14 protein-coding genes are annotated in these 20,296 nt (G+C 70.2%); 6 read left to right on the top strand and 8 right to left on the bottom strand.

The annotated features are described in order from the left end of the window. Positions 1 to 38: 38 nt before the first annotated feature. Both CSW64_RS02235 and CSW64_RS02230 read right to left on the bottom strand, forming a co-directional pair. Positions 39 to 797, bottom strand: a complete 759-nt coding sequence (locus tag CSW64_RS02235) for an extensin-like domain-containing protein (RefSeq protein ID WP_099620571.1) — start codon at positions 795 to 797, stop codon at positions 39 to 41. Between the two features lie 48 nt (positions 798 to 845). Further along, entirely contained in the window at positions 846 to 1,397 is a 552-nt protein-coding gene (locus CSW64_RS02230) for a carboxymuconolactone decarboxylase family protein (RefSeq protein ID WP_099620570.1), read from the bottom strand. Positions 1,398 to 1,532: 135 nt separating this feature from the next. Between CSW64_RS02230 and CSW64_RS02225 the strand changes: the two genes are divergently transcribed. Next, positions 1,533 to 2,945 (top strand): MFS transporter, encoded by a 1,413-nt coding sequence (locus CSW64_RS02225; RefSeq protein WP_099620569.1) that lies wholly within the window; start codon positions 1,533 to 1,535, stop codon positions 2,943 to 2,945. A 490-nt stretch (positions 2,946 to 3,435) separates the two neighbouring features. Here CSW64_RS02225 and CSW64_RS02215 read toward each other — a convergent pair whose 3' ends face one another. Next, positions 3,436 to 5,427 (bottom strand): protein meaA, encoded by a 1,992-nt coding sequence (locus CSW64_RS02215; RefSeq protein ID WP_099620567.1) that lies wholly within the window; start codon positions 5,425 to 5,427, stop codon positions 3,436 to 3,438. 329 nt (positions 5,428 to 5,756) lie between these two features. Here CSW64_RS02215 and ccrA point away from each other — a divergent pair, with 329 nt between their 5' ends. Next, positions 5,757 to 7,043 carry a crotonyl-CoA carboxylase/reductase gene (ccrA, locus tag CSW64_RS02210; RefSeq protein WP_099620566.1) on the top strand — a complete coding sequence of 429 codons (1,287 nt, stop codon included), beginning with the start codon at positions 5,757 to 5,759 and terminating at the stop codon, positions 7,041 to 7,043. 403 nt (positions 7,044 to 7,446) lie between these two features. Here the strand turns inward: ccrA and CSW64_RS02205 are convergent, their stop codons facing one another. The 5 genes from CSW64_RS02205 to CSW64_RS02185 form a co-directional block, all read right to left on the bottom strand. Then, on the bottom strand, positions 7,447 to 8,397 hold the full coding sequence (locus CSW64_RS02205) for an NAD-dependent epimerase/dehydratase family protein (protein ID WP_099620565.1): 951 nt from the start codon (positions 8,395 to 8,397) through the stop codon (positions 7,447 to 7,449). Next, entirely contained in the window at positions 8,394 to 9,581 is a 1,188-nt protein-coding gene (locus CSW64_RS02200; RefSeq protein ID WP_099620564.1) for an MFS transporter, read from the bottom strand. The genes CSW64_RS02205 and CSW64_RS02200 overlap by 4 nt, the downstream gene beginning before the upstream one ends. A gap of 35 nt (positions 9,582 to 9,616) precedes the next feature. Next, complete coding sequence (locus tag CSW64_RS02195; RefSeq protein WP_150131304.1) at positions 9,617 to 12,919, bottom strand: ABC transporter permease/M1 family aminopeptidase; 3,303 nt, start codon at positions 12,917 to 12,919, stop codon at positions 9,617 to 9,619. A 47-nt stretch (positions 12,920 to 12,966) separates the two neighbouring features. Beyond that, positions 12,967 to 14,109: a serine hydrolase domain-containing protein gene (locus CSW64_RS02190; protein ID WP_099620562.1), complete on the bottom strand. Its 1,143-nt coding sequence runs from the start codon at positions 14,107 to 14,109 to the stop codon at positions 12,967 to 12,969. Positions 14,110 to 14,180: 71 nt separating this feature from the next. Then, entirely contained in the window at positions 14,181 to 15,296 is a 1,116-nt protein-coding gene (locus CSW64_RS02185) for a serine hydrolase domain-containing protein (protein WP_099620561.1), read from the bottom strand. A 97-nt stretch (positions 15,297 to 15,393) separates the two neighbouring features. Here CSW64_RS02185 and CSW64_RS02180 point away from each other — a divergent pair, with 97 nt between their 5' ends. The 4 genes from CSW64_RS02180 (at position 15,394) to CSW64_RS02165 (ending at position 20,268) form a co-directional block, all read left to right on the top strand. After that, positions 15,394 to 16,953, top strand: coding sequence for an alpha-amylase family glycosyl hydrolase (locus CSW64_RS02180; RefSeq protein WP_099620560.1), 1,560 nt, complete (start codon positions 15,394 to 15,396; stop codon positions 16,951 to 16,953). Between the two features lie 208 nt (positions 16,954 to 17,161). Further along, entirely contained in the window at positions 17,162 to 18,637 is a 1,476-nt protein-coding gene (locus CSW64_RS02175) for a M20 family peptidase (RefSeq protein WP_099620559.1), read from the top strand. 143 nt (positions 18,638 to 18,780) lie between these two features. Next, positions 18,781 to 19,890, top strand: a complete 1,110-nt coding sequence (locus CSW64_RS02170; RefSeq protein WP_099620558.1) for an aromatic ring-hydroxylating oxygenase subunit alpha — start codon at positions 18,781 to 18,783, stop codon at positions 19,888 to 19,890. After that, a complete protein-coding gene (locus CSW64_RS02165; RefSeq protein ID WP_099620557.1) occupies positions 19,891 to 20,268 on the top strand; it encodes a globin domain-containing protein in 378 nt (125 codons plus the stop codon). The last annotated feature ends 28 nt before the right edge of the window (positions 20,269 to 20,296 follow it).

The raw sequence follows: 20,296 nt of genomic DNA, 5'->3' as shown, positions 1-20,296 counted from the left end.
ATCAGCGTCCGCCGCCCTCCCCTAGGGAAGGCAACGCCTCATCCGCACTTGGCCTGTCCGCCCATGTCCAGGTGGAAATGGTCGCGGTGGGCGTCGTTGTAGTCCGGGCTCAACGTGGTCAGGAACACCTGGCAGGCGCCGTCCCGGACGCGATGCAGGAACTTGCCCTTCGGCCCGGGATCGCTCCAGTCGGCCGCCACGGCGATCACCGTGCCGTCGGCCAGGCGAAAGGCGGCGACGTCCAGGGCGTTGGCGGCGGCGTGCTCGCTGACCGGCGTATCCTCGCGGCCGTACATCCGGCGGCAGGCGAAGGCGCCGTAGTGGTCGATCCGCACCACCCCCTGGCCGAACAGGTCGAAGGCGGCGGGCTGGACCACCTGCCGCTCCCAGATGCTGACCGCCAGGGCCTGTTTGCAGGTCATCTCCGCCCCGTCCGGCTTCAGCGGCGCCAGGCCGGCCTCGATCGTCAGCGCGTCGTGGACGGCGCAGAACCCCGAGACGCGCGGCGCGACCTCGGAGAACTCGACCCCGCCGTTGTAGAGGACCGCCCGGCAGGCTTTCGGATCGGCGCCGGACCGCGCGGCCTTGATCTTGGTCGCCATGCCGACCGGATCGACCAGCGCCAACGGCTTCCAGGGCAGGTGCTCGCGAGGGATCGCCCGGTCGGCCGCGAAGGCCAGGACGCCGACGATGCCCCACAGCAGGGTGAAGCCGACGATCCGCGCCACCAGGGTCTGGCGGGCGGCGCGCCGCTCGATCTGCGGCTGATCAGGACGGGGAACGCGATAGCCGGCCATGGAACGTCGTTACCAGAGTTCCCGATCCTCGTGTCGAGAAGGTGACGGTCAGCGGTTGAGCGCGGCCACCACCTTGCCGCCGGCCGGCGGGTCGATGTCGGTGCGGGTGGTTTCGGTCAGCCTGGCCATCGTCATGTAGAAGCCGCAGGTCAGGATGATCTCGACGATCTCCTTGCTGCTGAAGTGCTTCTGGGCCTCGGCCAGGCTGGCCTCGCTCGCCTTGACCTTCTCGATCACCTCGGCGGCGAAGGCGAGCAGCGCCCGCTCCCGGGCGTCAAAGGCCGGGTCGTCGAAGCGACGCGCGGCCAGGGCGTCGATCTGGGCCTGGGTGCAGCCGCAGGCCAGGCCGATCGGCACGTGCTGATTCCACTCGTACTCGCCGCCCTCCAGTTCGGCGACCAGCAGGATGACCAGTTCGCGCAGGTCCGCGCCGAGCTGTTGTCGGCTGAGGATCGCCCCGCCGAACCGCAGCGCCGGCTCCATCAGGGTGTCGGCGTTGGCCAGCATGCGGAAGATGTTCAGCTTGGCGGCCAGCTTGTCCCAGTACTCCCGGGCCTTGGGCGGCAGGGCGTCGACGTCGGCGAAGGGGACCATCGGCATGGCGGGCTTCCTCTGTTCTTGTCGCGGACAGCTTGACCCGGACGAATGGACGCAGTCCACCACCACGGACGCCGCGCACCGCTTGCATAACGAGCGTAAACATCCATCTGGATGGTCCGAGGGGAGATCGACGAGATGAAGGACGCCGCCGCGCCCGCCGACGTCGCCGCGACGTGGCGTGATCTGTTGCGGCCCGCGCTGGCGTCGCGGTTCGGTTTCCTGTGCCTGGGCATCTGGCTGAACGCCGCGGACGCCCTGGTCACGGTGACCCTCACCCCGACCATCGCCGCGGAGATCGGCGGCTTTCAGCACTTCGGCTGGTCGATCGCGGCCTTCCTGCTCGGGGCGATCGTCGCCGGCGTCTGCTCGGGCCGGCTGTCGCTGGAGATCGGCCTGCGCCCCGCCATCGCCGTGGCGGGCGTGGCCTACGCCGCCGGCTGCGCGCTCAGCGCGCTGGCCCCGGACTTCCTGGTCTTCGTCGCCGGCCGTCTGGTCCAGGGCCTGGGCGCCGGCGCCATCGCCGCCCTCTGCTATGTCGCGATCAACGCCATGTTCCCGGAGGGCCTGTGGGTCCGCATCCTGTCGGCCCTGGCCGGCGTCTGGGGGGCGGCCACCCTGCTCGGCCCGCTGATCGGCGGCCTGTTCGCCCAGGCCGACTGGTGGCGAGGGGCGTTCTGGTTCTTCGCGGCGCAGGGGCTGATCTTCGTCGGCGCCACCTTCCTGCTGGTCAAGCGCTCGCCCCGGTCCGAGGGCGACGCCACGCCGCGCATCCCGATCCCCCAGCTGCTGATTCTAGCCCTCGGCGTCGCCCTGATCGCGAGCGCCGGCGCGACCCGCAACATCGCGCTCGACCTGGGTTTCGCCGTCTGCGGCGTGGTCTGCGTCTGGCTGCTGCTGCGCCTCGACGCCCGGGCCGGCGGCGTGCTGTTGCCGAAGTCGGCCGGCAACCTGGCGACCGCGGCCGGCGCCGGCTACTTCGTGATCTTCGCCATGGAGGCGGCGACCATCGCCTTCAGCGTCTACGGCCCGGCCTTCGTCCAGGTGCTGCACGACGCCACCCCGCTCGTCGCCGGCTACGTCATCACCGCCGTGGCGGCGGGCTGGACGGTGGCGGCCTTCGCCGTCTCGGGCGTCCACAACCGCGACGGCTTCATGATCCGGCTGGGCGCGACCGGCGTCCTCGCGGGTCTGGCGTTCAGCGCCTGGGCGGTGCCCTACGGAACGCTGTGGATGATCGTCGTCGCCCTGGGCCTGGCCGGCGTCGGCTTCGGCATGTCCTGGGCCTTCCTGTCCAAGCGGGTCATCGCCAGCCTGTCCGACGCCGAGCGTCCGCTCGGCTCCTCGGCCGTGCCCACCGCCCAGATGATCGGCGGCGCGGTCGGCGCGGCGGCGGCCAGTTCGGTCGCGGCCGCGCTCGGCTTCGCCGAGGGCGTCGACCCGGAGACCGGACGGCAGGCCGGGTTCTGGCTGTTCGCCTCCTTCGTGCCGCTGGCCATCCTCGGCTGGGTCGCGGCCTGGCGGCTGGGCGGGATGCGGGTCGAGGACTAGGCCGGCCGCTCTTGTCGTCCAAGCCGCGCCAAGGCTCTGAGCGTAGACCACAAGAGAGCCACGGCAAGCGCGGCTAGACAAATCCCGCCCACGACGACCCGGGCGCTGCTCTCGTGAACCCCGAAGAACCACGCGAGACCATTGGCGCACAGCAAGACGCACAGCATCGCGTTGACCAGGAGCAGGGTTGGGAGCCTCGCAGGCTTTTCGCGATTCTTGGCTTTCCACCGCGCCCAGAGGGTGAACGCCAGAAACGCACCGCCAAGCACCAGGCCGACCAATATGAGACCCCGGTACAGAACCCGCACGGGATCAACGAGCGCGTTCGTGCTGGGGATTGTCCAAATTACCCCCGCGACGAGCGCAGTCCCCGCCACGGTCTGGATGATCTTGACCAGTGTAGGCAAACTATCGCGGAACTTCGAAACTGCCCCCATGACCGAACCCTAGCTGCTGAACGCCTTGGCCGTCCAGTCCGCACAGCCCGGACTCACGCCGTCGCCAGCGCCGCGTCCTCCACGACCTTGACCACGTCGGCCATGATCTGGGTCAGCTTGAAGTCCTTGGGCGTGTAGACGCGGCGGACGCCCATCTGCTTCAGGATCAGGGCGTCCTCCGGCGGGATGATGCCGCCGACGACCACCGGAACCTCCGCCAGGCCCTCGGCCCGCATCAGCCGCACCACCTCCTGGACCAGGTCCAGGTGTGACCCGCTGAGGATCGACAGCCCGACGACATGGGCCCGCGTCGCCTTCGCCCGGCGGACGATCTCCTCGGGCGTCGAGCGGATGCCGTCGTAGTGGACCTCCATCCCGACGGCGCGAGCGCGGGTGGCGATCTGCTCGGCGCCGTTGGAGTGACCGTCGAGGCCGGGTTTGCCGATCAGGTAGGACAGGGTGCGGCCGAGCACCTGGGACACCCGCTCGACATCGGCCTTCACCGCCTCGATGTCCTCGGCGTCCTCGCCCGTGGCGACGACCACGGCGACGCCGGTCGGGCCGCGATACTCGCCGAACACCTCGCGCAGGGCGAAGGCCCACTCGCCGGTGGTGACGCCGGCCTTCGCCGCGGCGATCGAGGGCTCCATGATGTTTCGGCCTTCGCGAGCGGCGGTCTTCAGCGCCGAGACGGCCAGGTCGGCGGCGGTCGCGTCCCGCTCGGCCCGCCAGGCTTTCAGACGACTGACGACCTCGGCCTCGAGCCTGGGGTCGACGGTTTCGATCGCGCCCTCGCCGGCGCTCAGCGGCGAGGGTTCGCTGTCGGTCCAGCGGTTGACGCCCACGACGGTCATCTCGCCCGTCTCGACGGAGCGGACCCGATCGGCGTTCGAGGCGACCAGCGCGCCCTTCATGTAGTCGATGGCGGCGGAGGCTCCGCCCATCTCGTCGATCCTGCCCAGTTCGGCCAGCGCCCCCTCGCGCAGCTGGGCGACCTTGGCCTCGACCACATGGCTGCCGGCGAACAGGTCCTCGTATTCCAGGAGGTCGGTCTCGTAGGCCAGCACCTGCTGCATGCGCAGCGACCACTGCTGGTCCCACGGCCGCGGCAGGCCCAGCGCCTCGTTCCAGGCCGGCAGCTGCAGCGCCCGGCAGCGGGCGTCCTTGCTCAGCGTGACGGCCAGGGCTTCGAGCAGGATGCGGTAGACGTTGTTCTCGGGCTGCGGCTCGGTCAGGCCCAGGCTGTTGACCTGCACCCCGTAACGGAAGCGCCGGGCCTTGGCGTCCTGGACGCCGTAGCGCTCGCGCAGGATTTCGTCCCAGAGGACGGTGAACGTCCGCATCTTGCAGAGCTCGGTCACGAACCGGACGCCGGCGTTGACGAAGAAGCTGATCCGGGAACAGACGATCTCGAAGTCCTGCTCCGGGACCTGGCCGCCGGCGCGCACCGTGTCCAGCACCGAAATGGCCGTAGCCAGGGCGTAGGCCAGCTCCTGCTCCGGCGTCGCGCCGGCCTCCTGCAGGTGATAGCTGCAGACGTTCATCGGGTTCCACTTGGGAACCTCGCGGTAGCACCAGGCGATCATGTCGCCGATCAGCTTCAGGCTCGGCTGCGGCGGGAAGATGTAGGTCCCGCGGCTCAGGTATTCCTTGATCAGATCGTTCTGGGTCGTGCCCTGCAGCGCCTTGCGGTCAGCGCCCTGTTCGTCGGCCAGCGCGACGTACATCGCCAGCAGCCAGGCGGCCGGGGCGTTGATCGTCATCGAGGTGTTCATCCGGTCGAGCGGGATGCCGTCGAACAGGGTGCGCATGTCGCCGAGGTGGCCGACGGGCACGCCGACCTTGCCGACCTCCCCTCGCGCCAGGATGTGGTCGGCGTCGTATCCGGTCTGGGTCGGCAGGTCGAAGGCCACCGACAGGCCCGTCTGCCCGGCCGCCAGGTTGCGGCGATACAGCGCGTTCGACTTCGCCGCCGTCGAGTGGCCGGCGTAGGTGCGGAAGATCCAAGGCGCGTCGGGGGCGTGCTGGAAGGGCTTGCGGCTCATGGCGGGTCTCACGCGTTTCCGACGTTTCTTGTTGTTTTGCCGGGATCATGCGCCCCGTTTTTTTGCGGCGCAACATGCCGCAAGCGTCAAGCGGACGCTCCGTTCCACCCGAGGCGATGCTGCGTCGCACAAGAATTCCCTTGCCAGGTTCCGACGCCTGCCACACGATCCTTCCATCGCTAAGGGCATTGGGGCCGGTCGAGAGGCATGGCCTTGCGCCGCCCTGGTGATGCCAAGGATCGCGAGCCGACCGCCCGACGATCGAAACGACGCCGGAACAGCAACCGGCGCTGCCGCATTGCAATAGAAACGCCGTTGGACGCCCCGCCATGACCGCCGCCGCCGAGACCCTGGACAAGACCCCCGTCAAGGACCTGTACGAGATCGGCGAGATCCCGCCGGCCTTCCACGTGCCGAAAAACATGTACGCCTGGACCGTGCGCAAGGAGCGCCACGGGCGTCCCGAGACCGCCATGCAGGTCGAGGTGGTGCCGACCTGGGAGATCGGCGAGGACGAGGTGCTGGTGCTCGTGATGGCCGCGGGCGTGAACTACAACGGCGTCTGGGCCGCGCTCGGCGAGCCGATCAGCCCGCTCGACGGCCACAAGCATCCCTACCATATCGCCGGGTCCGACGCCTCGGGCATCGTCTGGAAGGTCGGCTCCAAGGTCAAACGCTGGAACCTCGGCGACGAGGTGGTCATCCACTGCAATCAGGACGACGGCGACGACGAGGAGTGCAACGGCGGCGACCCGATGTTCTCGTCCAGCCAGCGCATCTGGGGCTACGAGACCCCGGACGGCAGCTTCGCCCAGTTCTGCCGCGTGCAGTCGCGCCAGCTGATGCCCCGTCCCAAGCACCTGACCTGGGAAGAGGCCGCCTGCTACACCCTGACCCTGGCCACCGCCTACCGCATGCTGTTCGGCCACAAGCCGCACGAGCTGAAGCCCGGCCAGAACGTGCTGGTTTGGGGCGCCTCCGGCGGCCTGGGCGTGTTCGCGGTGCAGCTGGCGGCGGTCGCCGGCGCCCACGCCATCGGCGTGGTCAGCGACGACGACAAGATCGACTACGTCCTCAGCCAGGGCGCCAAGGCGGTGCTGAACCGCAAGAACTTCAACTGCTGGGGCCAGCTGCCGACGGTCAACGGGCCGGAGTTCTCCGACTACATGAAGGAGACCCGCAAGTTCGGGAAGGCGATCTGGCAGATCACCGGCAACAAGGACGTCGACCTGGTGTTCGAGCATCCGGGCGAGGCGACCTTCCCGGTGTCGGTGTTCCTGGTGAAACGCGGCGGCATGGTCGCCATCTGCGCCGGGACCAGCGGCTACAACCTGACTATGGACGCCCGCTTCCTGTGGATGCGCCAGAAGCGGGTCCAGGGCAGCCACTTCGCCAACCTGATGCAGGCGAGCGCCGCCAACCAGCTGGTCATCGACCGCCGCGTCGACCCCTGCCTGTCGGAGGTCTTCACCTGGGAGGACATCCCGGCGGCGCACGAGAAGATGCTCGACAACAAGCACCTCCCCGGAAACATGGGCGTGCTGGTCTGCGCCCAGCGCCCTGGGCTGCGGACGTTCGAAGAGGTGCAGGAGATCTCGGCGGAGCGCGGGGCTTAGGGCTCGCGAATGTTGGACGCTTCAGGCGGCGGCTCTCGGGAGGGGGCCGCCGCTTTTGCGTTCCAGGCCGAGGCTCGCTTTCGACCCGTTACAGACATCGCCTTGACGTCTCCCCCTCACCGGCCCTTCAAAAAGTCCGCCGCCACTCCGGCAGCCTCCGCCCTGATGCCTTGGCGGAGCATTGCGCGAGCGGGCGTCTTGCTCAAGGACCGGCTTCGCCGGCCGCGCAGCGGCGGCCCGGAGGGCCGTCCTTGACCAAGGCGACCGCTCGCGCTCCCATTCCATCAAGGCCTTAGGGCGAGGATTATCAGGCCTCCCCCTTCTCCCGATCGTCCCCGCCTTCGCGAGGACCTTCGGATGAAGGCGGATACGCCCAGGCTTCCGGCGTGAATCTCGATCCGACCTAGCCTTCGCGCGCCAGTTCGTCGGCGATCGTAAGCCGCAGCGCCTCACCCGGCGCCATGGCCTCTTCGTACCCGAGCTCGGCGCGGATGCGGGCGGTGTCGGTGACCAGCGGATAGGCCAGATCAAGCCCGGCCAGCGGCCCGCTCGGCTCGCCTGCCTCGACCAGTCGCCCCTCCCACCTCATCACATCGGCGAGCCGCGCCGCCCAATCGCGATGCGACAGCGGTTCCGCAGGGCCGATGTTGTAGACGCGCCCGCCGGCCGCCGGATGCGTCGCCGCCAGGGCCAGGCCGGCCGCGACGTCTTCCACGAAGCCGTAGCTGGTGCGCCAGTCGAGCCAGGCGGCCGGCGCGGCGATCTCGGCCCGGCCCGCGGCCATCGGCGCGATCAGCCAGGCGAACCGCCGCTGCCGATCCCCGGGCCCGAACACCATCGGCAGCCGCGCGACTGTCCCGTCGAAGCCGGACTGGGCGAGCAGCGCCTGCTCCAGCGGGATCTTGTCGTAGTCGTCGAACATCTTCTGCGGATCGTCCGCCGCGCGGGGCTCGGTCAGACGGTAGGGATGGCGGGTCGTCCGCAACGGCGAGTCCTCGGCCAGAGGCTCGCGGATCGGTTCGGGCGCGGCCTTGCGGTGAAGCCCCTCGTAGTTGCGATAGACGTCGGCCGAGCTGGCCAGGACGTATCGCCCGATCTCGCCGGCCAGAACTTCGAACAGCGGCAAGGTGTCGGCCTCGGTCATGGCCATCATGTCGACGACGGTCGTGACCCGATGCGCGCGGACGCCGGCCAGGACGGCGCGAGGATCGCCCCGGTCGGCGACCAGGTTCACGGCGCCGGCCGGCGCGGACCGGCCGCCCCGATGCAGCGCGACCGTCTCTCCGACTTCCGTCAGCCGACGGACGACAGGCCCGCCGATGAAGCCGGTTCCGCCCAGGACGAGGACGGTCATGCCGCCCGCTTCCCCGCGACTGTCAGCGTCATCGCCGCGGCGGCGCAGAGCAGCACCACCGGCACGGTGAACCAGACCACCTGCGAGCCGCTGGCCCCCGCGCCGAGCAGCTCGCCGGCCGCGAACGGTCCGACCGCCGAGCCGAAGCGGCCGGCGGCGATGGCCGCGCCGACGCCCGTCCCCCGCACCGCCGGGGCGTAGTAGCTCGGGCCCAGGCCGTAGAGGCCGAACTGGCCGGCCATGATCAGGAAGCCGACCGCGAAGGCCAGGACGCTGGTCGCGGCGATCCCGGCCGTCGGCGAGGCCAGCGCGAACAGCGCTCCGATCAGCAGGGCGAACAGCAGCGCCAGCGGCCAGCGCGCGCCGAACCGGTCGATGACCAGGCCGGCCAGCAGCCCGCCCGCCGCGCCGCCGAGGTTGAACAGGGTCGAGACCCCGGCCGCCGCCTTGGCCTCGAAACCCCGGTCGACGATCAGGATCGGCAGCCAGTTCAGGAACAGGTGCAGCACCAGGGCGATGGCGGCGTAGGAAATCCAGAGGCTCAGCGTCGTCGCCAGCCGATCGCGTCCGAAGAGCGCGGCCAGCCCGGCGCCTTTCGGCGCGGGGGCGGCGTCGGCCCGCCGCGTCTCCGGCAGCCACAGCCACAGGACCACCGCCATGATCAGCGGCGCGATCCCGCCGACGATGAAGATCAGCCGCCAGTCGGCCAGCGCCAGGTCCGTCCGCGCCAGCAGGCCGACCAGCGCCCCGCCGATCGGCATCCCCGCCGTCACCGCGCTGACCACCGCCGTGCGCCGTCGCTCGGGCGCCAGCTCGGAGGCGATGGCGATCAGCATGGGCATCGCCCCGCCCAGGCCCAGGCCGGTGACGAAGCGCACCGCCAGCAGCAGGTCGTAGTCGGCCACGAAGGCTGTCGCGAGCGAGAACAGGCCGTAGACGATGACCGCCGCCAGCAGCACCGGCTTGCGCCCCCAGCGGTCCGCCATGGTCCCGCAGGCCGCGGCGCCGATCAACAGGCCCAGCAGGCTGGCGCTGAAGGCCATCCCCGCCTCCGGCTTCGACAGGCCCAGCGCCGGGACCATCTTCGGCGCGGCCACGCCCATCGAGGCGATATCGAAGCCTTCCAGCGCCGCCGCCAGCAGGCACAGCACGATCGCGAACACGCCGCCGCCCGCACGAACCATGGTCACGCCCTCCCCAGCGATGTCGCGTGACGACGTTACTTCAGTTCGGAGGGCTTCGCAGCCGGGGCGAAACCGATACCCACAGGCTCTTCGACGCGCTCGAACAGCGCTCGGACCTTGGCGCGCGCCTTCGGCGGCGTCTCCTCCAGGATCACGGCCAGGAGATCGTCGCTCGTCGGGTAGGGCGCGGCGCGGAAGGCGTGGTCGTCGCGGAAGCGGCGCAGGGCGCGATGCAGCGCGGCCTCGCCGATGGTCACCCGCACATGGGCCAGGGTGACGGCGGCGCGATGATAGGCGACATAGGCCTGACGTTCGACGCGCAGCAGGCGGGGCTCATCCTCGCGCCGTTCGGCCCGGCCCTTCCGGTACTCCAGCCAGGACTGATCGATCGCCCGGCCGCCCTGCAGATCGCCCTGGAGACGCCCCTGGGCCATCGCGGCGCTGTACTCCGCCAGTCCCTCGGACAGCAGCAGCGCCCCCTTGGCGTCGGCGCCGATCACCTGGTGCGCCCACCATTGGTGAGCCACCTCATGCAGCACGAGGTTGGTGACGTAGTCGAAGTTCCCGGCGCTCCGCAGATCGGCGATGAAGCCGGCGTTCTCGGAGATCGGAATCGTCCCGGCGAAGGCCTGGCCGTAGTCGCCATAGGCCGGGAACTCGACGATCCGCAGGTAGTCGAACTGGTAGGGGCCGAACTCCCGCTGATAGACGTCGAGGCCGCCCTTCATCGCGGCGATCATGCGGTCGACGTTCCGGCCATGTCCCGGATGGAAGAAAACGGCGACGTCCACCGGACCGTGCGGGACGCGCCGAACCTCGTAGCGCGCCGACTGGACGGAGAAGAAGGTCCGGATCGGCTGCCGCGAGACGTAGCGGATGGTCCGTCGCCCATCCTTGCGGACGTCGCTGACCGGCCGGCCGGGCGCGACGGGAACCTGGTCGGCGTCGGTCGAGATGGTGATGTCCAGGGGCGCGAGGTCGGCGCGGAGATAGTTGCGGTCGCGAGCGCCCGGCGCGTCCGGCTCCAGCATCGGCGCCTCGGGCTCCAGGCCCTGGCGGCGCCGATCGTCGGCGTCGGTCAGGAAGTCCCTGCGGGTCACGCCGACCACGGGCGCCAGTTCGTGGCTGTCCACGAAGGTCCCGTTGCGCACCACCCGGTTCTGGCTGGAGCCGAAGCCGCGGGGCGCGATCTCGGTGCGGAAGGTCAGCCGCCGCCGCTCTCCCGGACGCAGGGGCGTATCGAACGCCAGCACATCAAGGCCGCAGGTCTCGCGCCTCAGGACGCTGCGCGCGCCTGAAACGGAGACCCGGACCTCGTCTGCATCCGACGGGAGTTGCAGGCGAACCTGCGCCAGCGGCCCGCCGGTCCGGTTCTCGATCACATAGACGCCCTCGGCCGTCAGGCGGGTTCGGCTGGGGGCGATGTCGACCTTCATGACCATGTCGACGATCGCGGGTTCGGGCCGATCCAGATAGGGCGCCAGATCGCGTTCGCAATCGGCCTGGAACGCCTCGATCTCGTGATCGGTCGCCCACCAGGCCCAGACGTTGGTGTTCATGAAAACGTAGCCGCCGACCGCCAGGGTCGCGGCCGCGAGGACGCCGGCGATCGCGCCGCCCGGACCGGCCAGCCGTCGGCGCGCCTGGGCCAGGAGCGCCTTCGAGGGCCCCGCGCGGCCCCGCCGCCAGAAGAGCCAGGCGCCGAACAGCAGCAGCGCGCCCCACAGTGTCCAGTAGGTCGACAGCCAGATGAACCCCTTCGATCCATCACCGTCGGGATTCATCTCCGAGAGGGTCGGATAGGGCGTCGCGGCGAAGTCGTAGAGCGGGTGCGCGAACCCCATGACCTCGGCGACGACGCTGAGCGTCAGCAGCGCGGCCGTCAGCCCCCAGGCCGCGAAGCGGTTGGGGGCCAGGGCCGCGGCGGTGATCGAGAAGGCGCCGAGGAAGACCATCTGCAGGAAGGCGGGCGCGATGATCAGGGCGACATACTGGTCCGGCGTGGCGTCGAAGTAGCGCTTGCCGAGCTGGACGACCATCACCGCCAGGACGCCCGTCGACAGCAGGATCAGCAACACCGACGCCACCGCCGCGATCTTCGCCCCCAGGATGACCGCGTCCGGGGTCGGCGTGGAGTCGATCAGCTCGTCCACGCGACGGTCCCGTTCGCGCCAGACGATCTCGCCCGCATAGAAGGCGGTCACGATCAGCGAGAGCATTCCGAGCCAGGAGCGCACCCCGTCCGCCATGACCCGGGTGGCCGGCAGGCTCGGCGTGCCGGCCAGGCTGTTGTGGGACCAGAGGTCCAGGATCGCGCAGACCAGCAACAGCCCCGCCAGGATGATCAGCGACGGGCTGCGCAGAAGAAGCCGCGTCTCCAGCCTCAGCCGCGCGAGAAACTGAAGGACGGCGGCGGCCGGCCCGAAACGGCGCGACGCCGTCGCCAGGCGCGGTTGAACGGCGGCGTCGGCGGGATCCTGGCGCGGTGGCAGACGAGCCTCGTCCTCTCGCCGCTCCAGCAGGAAGGCGAGGCCCAGCATCGCCGCCGACAGGCCCAGGCCGACCACGCGGTTGACGATCAGGAGCCCCGACTGGAACGCATGGAACAGATTCCCGCCAGGCTCCAGGAATCGGATGTCGTGCAGGAAGGCGACCATGCCGAAGGGCTCGATCGTGGCCGCGACCTCCATCCACGGGAGGCCGGCCTGCTTCATCATGCCCGGCAGGATCAGCAGGATCATGATCCCGACGATGAGGGCGACATAGACCGCGGTGATCGACCGCAGCCAGGCGGCCAGCGCGAAGAAGACGGCCGCCGGCGTCGTGACGGCCGGGAGCCCGACGACGATCACTGCCAGGCCGATCGCCGGCCAGTCGAAGGGGCCGATCGCGGTCGGCTCGACCCAGGGCGCGACGGCGCCCGCCAGGAGGCCGCTGGCCACGACCAGGAACAGGCCGCCGGCGACGATCTGCATGCCGACGAACCGCCCGAGCAGCCGCGTGAAACGCCGGCTGGAGGTCGCCCGCACCAGCGGCTCGAAGCCGCTTCTGATGTCGCGGAGCGCCGCCTCGCCCGCCAGGGCCACGGAGACGAAGACATAGAGGACGCCGAGGATCAGCAGCGCCTTGGCGACCTCGATCGGCGCATTCCGGCGCAGTTCGGGCGACCCGAGAAAGCCGTCGTCGGACATCAGCAGGACGGCGAAGCCGAAGAAGAGCAGCCCGGCGACCCAGACCACCGGCTGACGCGCCTGGCGGCCGATCTCGAACGCGGCGACATGCGCCGCCAGCACAAGCTCGCGGCCAGCGGCCTGCCGGATTCTACGGAAATTCGTCACCCACACCCCCGGAAACGCAACCTAGGCGCGCCGAGAGCGCGCCGCAATCATCCGGCGGCCGGCAACCGCTGCCGGCGGAGCGTCTGCATCAGTCGGAGGACGGCCGTCGTCTCGACCGGCCCGTTGCTGGCGACCAGGAGCGCCTGGCCGCGCGCCGGGGCGACCAGGGTGCTGGCGTGCCACATCCCGTTGGAGCCGTCGTGCGTCAGGACGGGACCGCCGCCCGCCCAGGGGGCCTTGTCGATCACGATCCAGCCCAGGGCGTAGGCCTGTCCCGCGCCCGGAACCGGCGTGACCAGGCGCTCGACGGTCTCGGGTTTCAGCACGCCGTCGCCGCGCGCCAAGAACAGGCGCGCGAAGCGGGCGTAGTCCGACATCGACATGTGGATCCGGCCCGCGGGGCCGAGCGCCGGCGGGTTGTCGGCAAGACCGGCGGGGTCGACCGGCGTCAGCTTGGCCGGCTTCCCCAGGGCGACAGGCTCGTCCAGATAATGTCCCCAGGGCTGGGCGCCGAGCGGCGCGCCGAAGCCGGCGCTCTTGATCCCCAGCGGCTTGAACAGGCGGGTGACGATCCCGTCCTCCCAGCTCTGGTTCAGGATCCGCTCCATGGCCGCGCCGACGATGACGTAGTTGAAGTTGGCGTAGGCATAGGCGCCCGGCGTTCCCGCCGGCGGCTTGGCCAGGATCGTGCGGGCGAGATCCATGCGCTGCTCGCGGATCGGCCGACGGTCGGCATGCGCCGCCAACAACCACCCGCTCTCCATGAACGACTCTTCCTCGACGCCGGCCCGGTGGCCGAGCAGCTGCTCGACCGTGGTCTTGGCCCAGGCCGGATCGATCGTCAGATCCGGGAACAGTTCGGGGACCGTCGCGCCCCACTTGGCGCGTCCGGCCTCGACCAGCCGGCCGTACAGAGCGGCCGTCATCGCCTTGCCGTTCGAGCCGAGGTGCCAGAGATCGTCCTGAGCCACCTTGTCAGCCGCCCCGATCCGGCGAACGCCCCCGAAGCCGGAAGCCTCGACGCCCTTCGTCCCGACCCCAACCCAGGTCAGGGCGGGCTGACCGGTCGCCGCCAGAATGCCGGGGATCGGGTCGGCGGTCGGCTCGGCGGCTTCAGCGCGGACCCAGGCCGGCGCGGTCATCGCGGCGCCGGTCGCGGCGATCAGCAGGCTGCGTCTGTCGTAGGTCATTGTTGCTTCCTTCGGGCGTCGTCCGGTCGCGTCGCAAGCAGGTGAGGACGCCGGCCGGCGCCGGCAAGGCCTCACGCGGGCGCGAACCGCTCCTTGAGCTGCTTGAGCAGGTCGTAGGCGGCGTTGCGTTTCTCGGGCAGGAAGGCGTTGGACACGGTCACGAGCGCCAGCTTCCGCGCCGGCGCGACCAGGGCCACGGCGTGCCACATGGTGTTGGAGCCCTCGTGGCCGTAGCGGGGCCCCTGCGCCCAGGGGTCCTTGGTGTTCACGCCCCAGCCCTGCGCATAGTCGCCGCCGGACGGCGGCGCGAGAAGATGCGCCACGGTCTCCGGCTTCAGGAAGCCGCCGCCGTCGGTCAGAAACACGCGCAGGAACTTGGCGTAGTCGGTCAGCGACGTATGCACGTTGCCCGCAGGCCCCATGGCCGCGGGATTGTCGGGCTTGTTGGCCGGATCCATCGGGATCAGACCGCCGAAGCCGAGCGGCAGCCGCACATGTCCCCAGGGCTGAGCGCCGAGCGGCGCTCCGAAACCGGCAGAGGTCATCTCCAGCGGCGCAAACAGCCGCGTCCGCATCGCCGTTTCCCAGGCCTCGGCGGTCAGCATTTCGATCGCCGCCCCGGCGAGCACGAAATTCATGTTGGCGTACTCGAACACGCCGGGCTTGCCGTTCGGCGGCGCGGCGAGGGCCTTCGCGATCAGCGAGGCGCGCTGGGCTTCCAGCGGCCGCTGGTCCGCCCGCGCCTCGCCCAGCCAGGGCCGCCCGATATAGCCGCTGTCGCCAAGCCCGGCGGTGTGGCTCATGACTTGGTCGATCGTCGTCTTCGCCCAGGCCGGGTCCAGCTTCAGGTCGGGGAACAGTTCGGCCAGCGTCGCCCCCCAGCGGGCCAGGCCGTCCTCGACCAGCTTGCCGTACAGGGCCGCGGTCATGGCCTTGGTGTTCGAGCCAAGATGCCAGAGATCGTTCTTGGTCACGGCGTCCTCGGCGCCACGATGGCGGCGGCCGGCGGCCTCCAGGTAGGCCACGCCCTCGGCCGTCACGACCATGCCGGCCACGGCCGGCGCGCCGGTGTCCTTCAGGATCTTCTGCAGGGAGCCGGACGGCGCGCCCGCTCCTTCTCGGGAACAACCGGCCAAGCCGAAGGCCACGGCCGGACCGGCCGCCAGCAACAGTCGTCGATTGATCATCGCGGAGCCCCCGCCTGAAAGAACGACGATTGTTGACGCCACGGCGCCCGCGGATTCAAGTGACCTTTCGGCAATGTCGGGGTCAGGGGACGGACGGATGGGAACGACGACGCTCTGGTGGCGCGGCGCGACGGTCTACCAGATCTACGTCCGCAGCTTCTTCGACAGCGACGGCGACGGCCATGGCGACCTGCCCGGCGTGCTGGCCAAGCTCGACTACCTCGCCGACCTCGGCGTCGACGCGATCTGGCTGTCGCCGGTCCACCCCTCCCCGAACCGGGACTGGGGCTACGACGTCTCGGACTACGAGGCCATACATTCCGACTACGGATCGACGGCGGATCTGGAAACCCTGATCGCGGCCGCCCACGCCCACGGGATCCGGGTGCTGCTGGACGAGGTGCTGGCGCACACCTCCGACGAGCACGCCTGGTTCCGCGACAGCCTGACCGGCGGCGGCAAGGCCGACTGGTATGTCTGGGCCGATCTCAAACCCGACGGCACGGCGCCGAACAATTGGCTCAGCGCCTTCGGCGGGCCGGCCTGGGCCTACCAGCCGCTGCGGCGGAAGGCCTATCATCACAAGTTCCTGCGCCAGCAGCCGAAGCTGAACTGGCGGCATCCGGACGCGCGGGCGGCGGCGCTGAACGTGCTCGACTTCTGGCTGGCCAAGGGCGTCGACGGCTTCCGGCTGGACGTCGCCAACGCCTACCTTCACGACGACGCCCTGACCGACAACCCCGTCGAGGCCAGCGAGGCAGGCTGGCGCTGGAGCGCGGCGGCCAACTTCCAGAAGCACTGGATGGACTCCAATCTGGTCGAGAATATCGAGGCGCTCGACGCCGTGCGGCGGACCGTGGACGCCTATCCGGACCGGTTCGTGTTCGGCGAATTCTCGGAAGAGGCGGAGCGATCGGGCGGGTTCGCCGATCCGGAGACGGGCCTGCACGCCGGCTACAGCTTCCCGCTGCTTCACGCCCGAAAACTGGGACCGGACTTCATCCGGCGGCATTTCGAAATGCTGGCGCGGTTCGAGCGCCACTGGCCGTGCGTGTCGTTCTGCAACCACGACGTCCCGCGGACGGCGAGCCGGTTCGGCGACGCCTCCCCGCCCCTGGCCCGGCTGCTGCTGGCGCTGCTGCTCGCCCTGCGCGGCACGGTCCTGCTCTACCAGGGCGAGGAGTTGGGCCTGCCCGAGGCCGACCTGACCCGCGAACAGCTGCGCGATCCGGTCGGAGACCTCTACTGGCCGGCGCACAAGGGGCGCGATGGCTGCCGCACGCCGATGCCCTGGGCGCCCGGGCACGCCCATGGTTTCACCACCGGAACGCCCTGGCTGCCGGCGGCGCCGGAGCATGCGGCGCTGACGGCGGCGGAGCAGGAGCGGGACCCGCATTCGACGCTGAACTTCACCCGCCGGCTGCTCTTCCTGCGAAAGGCCGAAGCGGCGCTGCGACTGGGAACGCTGCGGTTCGTGGAGGCGCCGCCGCCGCTGCTGGTCTTCGAGCGGGAATGGGACGGCCGGCGGCTGCTCTGCCAGTTCAACATGAGCGACCAGCCCGTCGCCGCCGACCTGCCCGGCGAGACCCTGATGCTGAACGGCGAAGCGACGGAGGCGGGTCTGGCGGCCTACGGCGCAAGGATCAGCCGACTCTGATCCTCCCCTCTTGGGGGAGGGGGACCACCCGACGGGTGGTGGAGGGGGTCTACGCCTTTGGCCCTCTCCACCATGCTTCGCATGGTGCCCCTCTCCCATCGGGAGAGGAGAAACGCCCCCGAAACCCCCGGCCCTCGTGCTTAGCGGTTGAACCATCCCGCTCGCCGTCCCAAGGTGCCGCCCAACAGATGTTCGGGGAGCGGGACGCATGAAGACGTTGGGCAAGGTCGGGCTGGGCCTGGTCGGGATCGTGGCGGCGCTGGCCGGAGTGGTCGCCTATCGGACCGCGACGTTCAAGCCGGCGACGGCCGTCGACATCACCGCCGTGAAGCTGGCCGCATCCGTACCCGTCGACCAGGCCAAGGCGGCGCAACACCTGTCGGAGTCCATCCGCTTCCTCACCATCAGCCACCAGGACAAGGCCGAAAACGACTGGTCCCAGTGGGACGGTCTCCACGCCTGGCTGGCGACGACCTATCCCGCCGTCCACAAGGCCATGGTCCGCGAGATCCTGCCCAACAAGGCGCTGGTCTACACCTGGAAGGGCTCCGACCCGGCGCTCGCCCCGATCGTTCTGATGGCCCACCAGGACGTGGTGCCGGTGACGGCGGGAACGGAGAAGGACTGGAAACATCCGCCCTTCGAGGGCGTGATCGCCGAGAACGCGGTCTGGGGCCGCGGCTCGATCGACGACAAGGGCTCGCTGGTCACGATCTTCGAGTCGCTGGAAGCCCTGGCGGCGTCGGGCTTCCAGCCCAAGCGCACGGTGATCGTCGTCAGCGGCCAGGACGAGGAGGCCGGCGGCACGGGCGCCCAGGCGGCCGCGGCGCTGTTCAAGCAGCGCGGCGTCAAGGCCGAGTGGGTGCTCGACGAGGGCATGGCCGTGGTCAAGGACTTCCCGATGGTCGGCAAGCCGGTCGCCGTCGTCGGCCTGGGCGAGAAGGGCTACGCCACGCTGAAGATCGTCGCCAAGGCCAGCGGCGGCCACAGCTCGGCCCCGCCGAAGGAGACCGGCGTCGAGACCCTGTCCAAGGCCATCCTGGCCATCACCGGCAGCCCCTTCCCGCTGGAGTTCAAGGGTCCCGGCGCCGACATGATCCGGGCCATCGCCCCGGAGACCGGCCTCATGACCCGGGTGGTCGTGGCCAACACCTGGCTGTTCGGCGGCCTGCTCAAGAGCCAGCTGGCCAAGAGCCCGGCCAGCGCCGCGACGCTGCACACCACCATCGCCCCGACCATGCTGAAGGGCAGCCCCAAGGAGAACGTCCTGCCGCAGGACGCCACCGCCTGGATCAACTACCGCATCGCGCCGGGCCAGACCCGAGCGGACGTGATGGCCCGCGCCAAGGCGGCGACCAAGGGCCTGGCCGTCGACCTGAGCTGGGAGGCGCCGGGCGGCAACGATCCGTCGCCGGTGTCCTCGACCTCGTCGGAGGGTTGGAAGCTGCTCGCCGCCCTGGCGTCCGACGGCGGCAAGACCCCGGTCGCGCCGGGCCTGGTCACCGCCGGCACCGACAGCCGCTACATGACCGGCGTGGCCAAGGACGTGTACCGCTTCGCCCCGATGCACGCCTCGATCGCCGAATTCGGCATGATCCACGGCACCAACGAGCATATGTCGCTCGAGAACCTGCGCCGGATGACGGACTTCTACACCCGGCTGATCGCCACGGCGGCGGGGTGATCTCCGGGGACATGCTCCGCAGGTGCGTGTCCCCTGATCCATGCGCCCGCCGCCGGGGCCACGCACCCTGCGGGAGCATGTCCCCGCCGAGCGTCTCGAAGGACGCACTTCGCCAAAGCGCGGCGAAGCGCTAGAAACGGCCCATGCCCGCCGACGACGCTTCCGCCAAGACCGCCAAGGCCAAGCCCGCCCCGATGAAGTTCGGGACCGGACTGCTGCGCGACTGCTGGTACTTCGCCGCGCTGTCGACCGACCTGAAGGCCGGCAAGCTGCAGCGCTACGAACTGCTGGGCGAGCCGGTGCTGCTGGGGCGGACGCGGGGCGGCGAGGTCTACGCCATCCGCGACATCTGTCCCCACCGCGCCGCGCCGCTGTCGGCCGGCAAGCTGGTGCGCGAGGCCGACGGCGCCGAGAGCGTCGAGTGCCCCTACCACGGCTGGCGGTTCCGGACCGACGGCGTCTGCAGCGCCATTCCCTCGCTGGTCGACGGCCAGGACGTCGATCCCTCGCGCATCCGCGTACGCCGCTATCCGGCGGCCGAGAGCCAGGGCATGGTCTTCGTCTGGTTCACGTCCGACCCGCGCGGCCAGGGCGAACCCGACCAGCCGCCGCCGCTGTTCCCGGGCGTGGTCGGCGGCGGCCCCAAGGTCGTCGAGCGGATGGACTTCGACACCCACATGGACCACGCGGTCGTCGGCCTGATGGACCCGACCCACGCGCCGTTCGTGCACTCCGCCTGGTGGGCGCGCTCGGCCAAGCGCCAGTACGAGAAGCAGAAGGTCTTCGAACCCAGCGAGGCCGGGTTCGTGATGGTCCGCCATCCGCGGTCCAAGGCCAACCGCATCTACGACATCCTGGGCGGCCAGCCCGAAGTGGAGATCACCTTCCGCCTGCCCGGCATGCGCTGGGAGCATATCCAGATCGGCGCGCGCCAGCTGCTGGCCCTGACCTGCCTGACGCCGGTCAACGAGGGCAAGACGGTGATCACCCAGCTGCTGTGGTCTGATCACCCCGTCTTCGTCATCAGCCCGCTGATCAAGCCGTTCGTGCGCAAGTTCCTGCACCAGGACGGCGACATGGTGAACCTGCAGAACATGGGCCTGAAGTACGATCCGCCGCTGCTGTGGCTCGACGACGGCGACACCCAGGCCAAATGGTACCAGCAGCTCAAGCGCGAATGGACCGCCAGCCGCGCCGAGGAGCGGCCCTTCGTCAATCCGGTGAAGCCGGCGACGCTGCGCTGGCGCAGCTGATTGGGCGCGTTCGAGGACAGTCTCGAGCTGGTGGCGACGCGAGCCGGCGATCCGACCGACCCGGTCTACGAGCGCCTCTTCGCCCGGCATCCCGAACTGGAGGCGCTGTTCGTCGGCGACGCGACCAGACAGGCGCGCGGCCAGATGCTGACCGTGGCCCTGGAGACGCTGGGCGACCTCGCCGCCGGCAGGCCCTGGGCCGCCAACATGATCCGCGCCGAGCGGGTGAACCACGACCAGCTGGGCGTGCCGGACGATGTCTTCGCGACCTTCTTCGGCGTGGTCCACGCGGTCTTCAGGGACCTGGCCGGCAGCGACTGGACCCGCGAGATGGAGGCAGACTGGGTCGCCGCGCTGGCGGCTGTGGAAGCGACCTGAGCTCGGGTTCCCGCGAGGCTTGCGCGGC

The organism is Caulobacter mirabilis (genome assembly GCF_002749615.1).
GTDB classification, from domain to species: Bacteria; Pseudomonadota; Alphaproteobacteria; order Caulobacterales; family Caulobacteraceae; genus Caulobacter; species Caulobacter mirabilis.
Note: the sequence above shows the minus strand (reverse complement) of the source record. Positions and strands in the feature narration are given on the sequence as shown.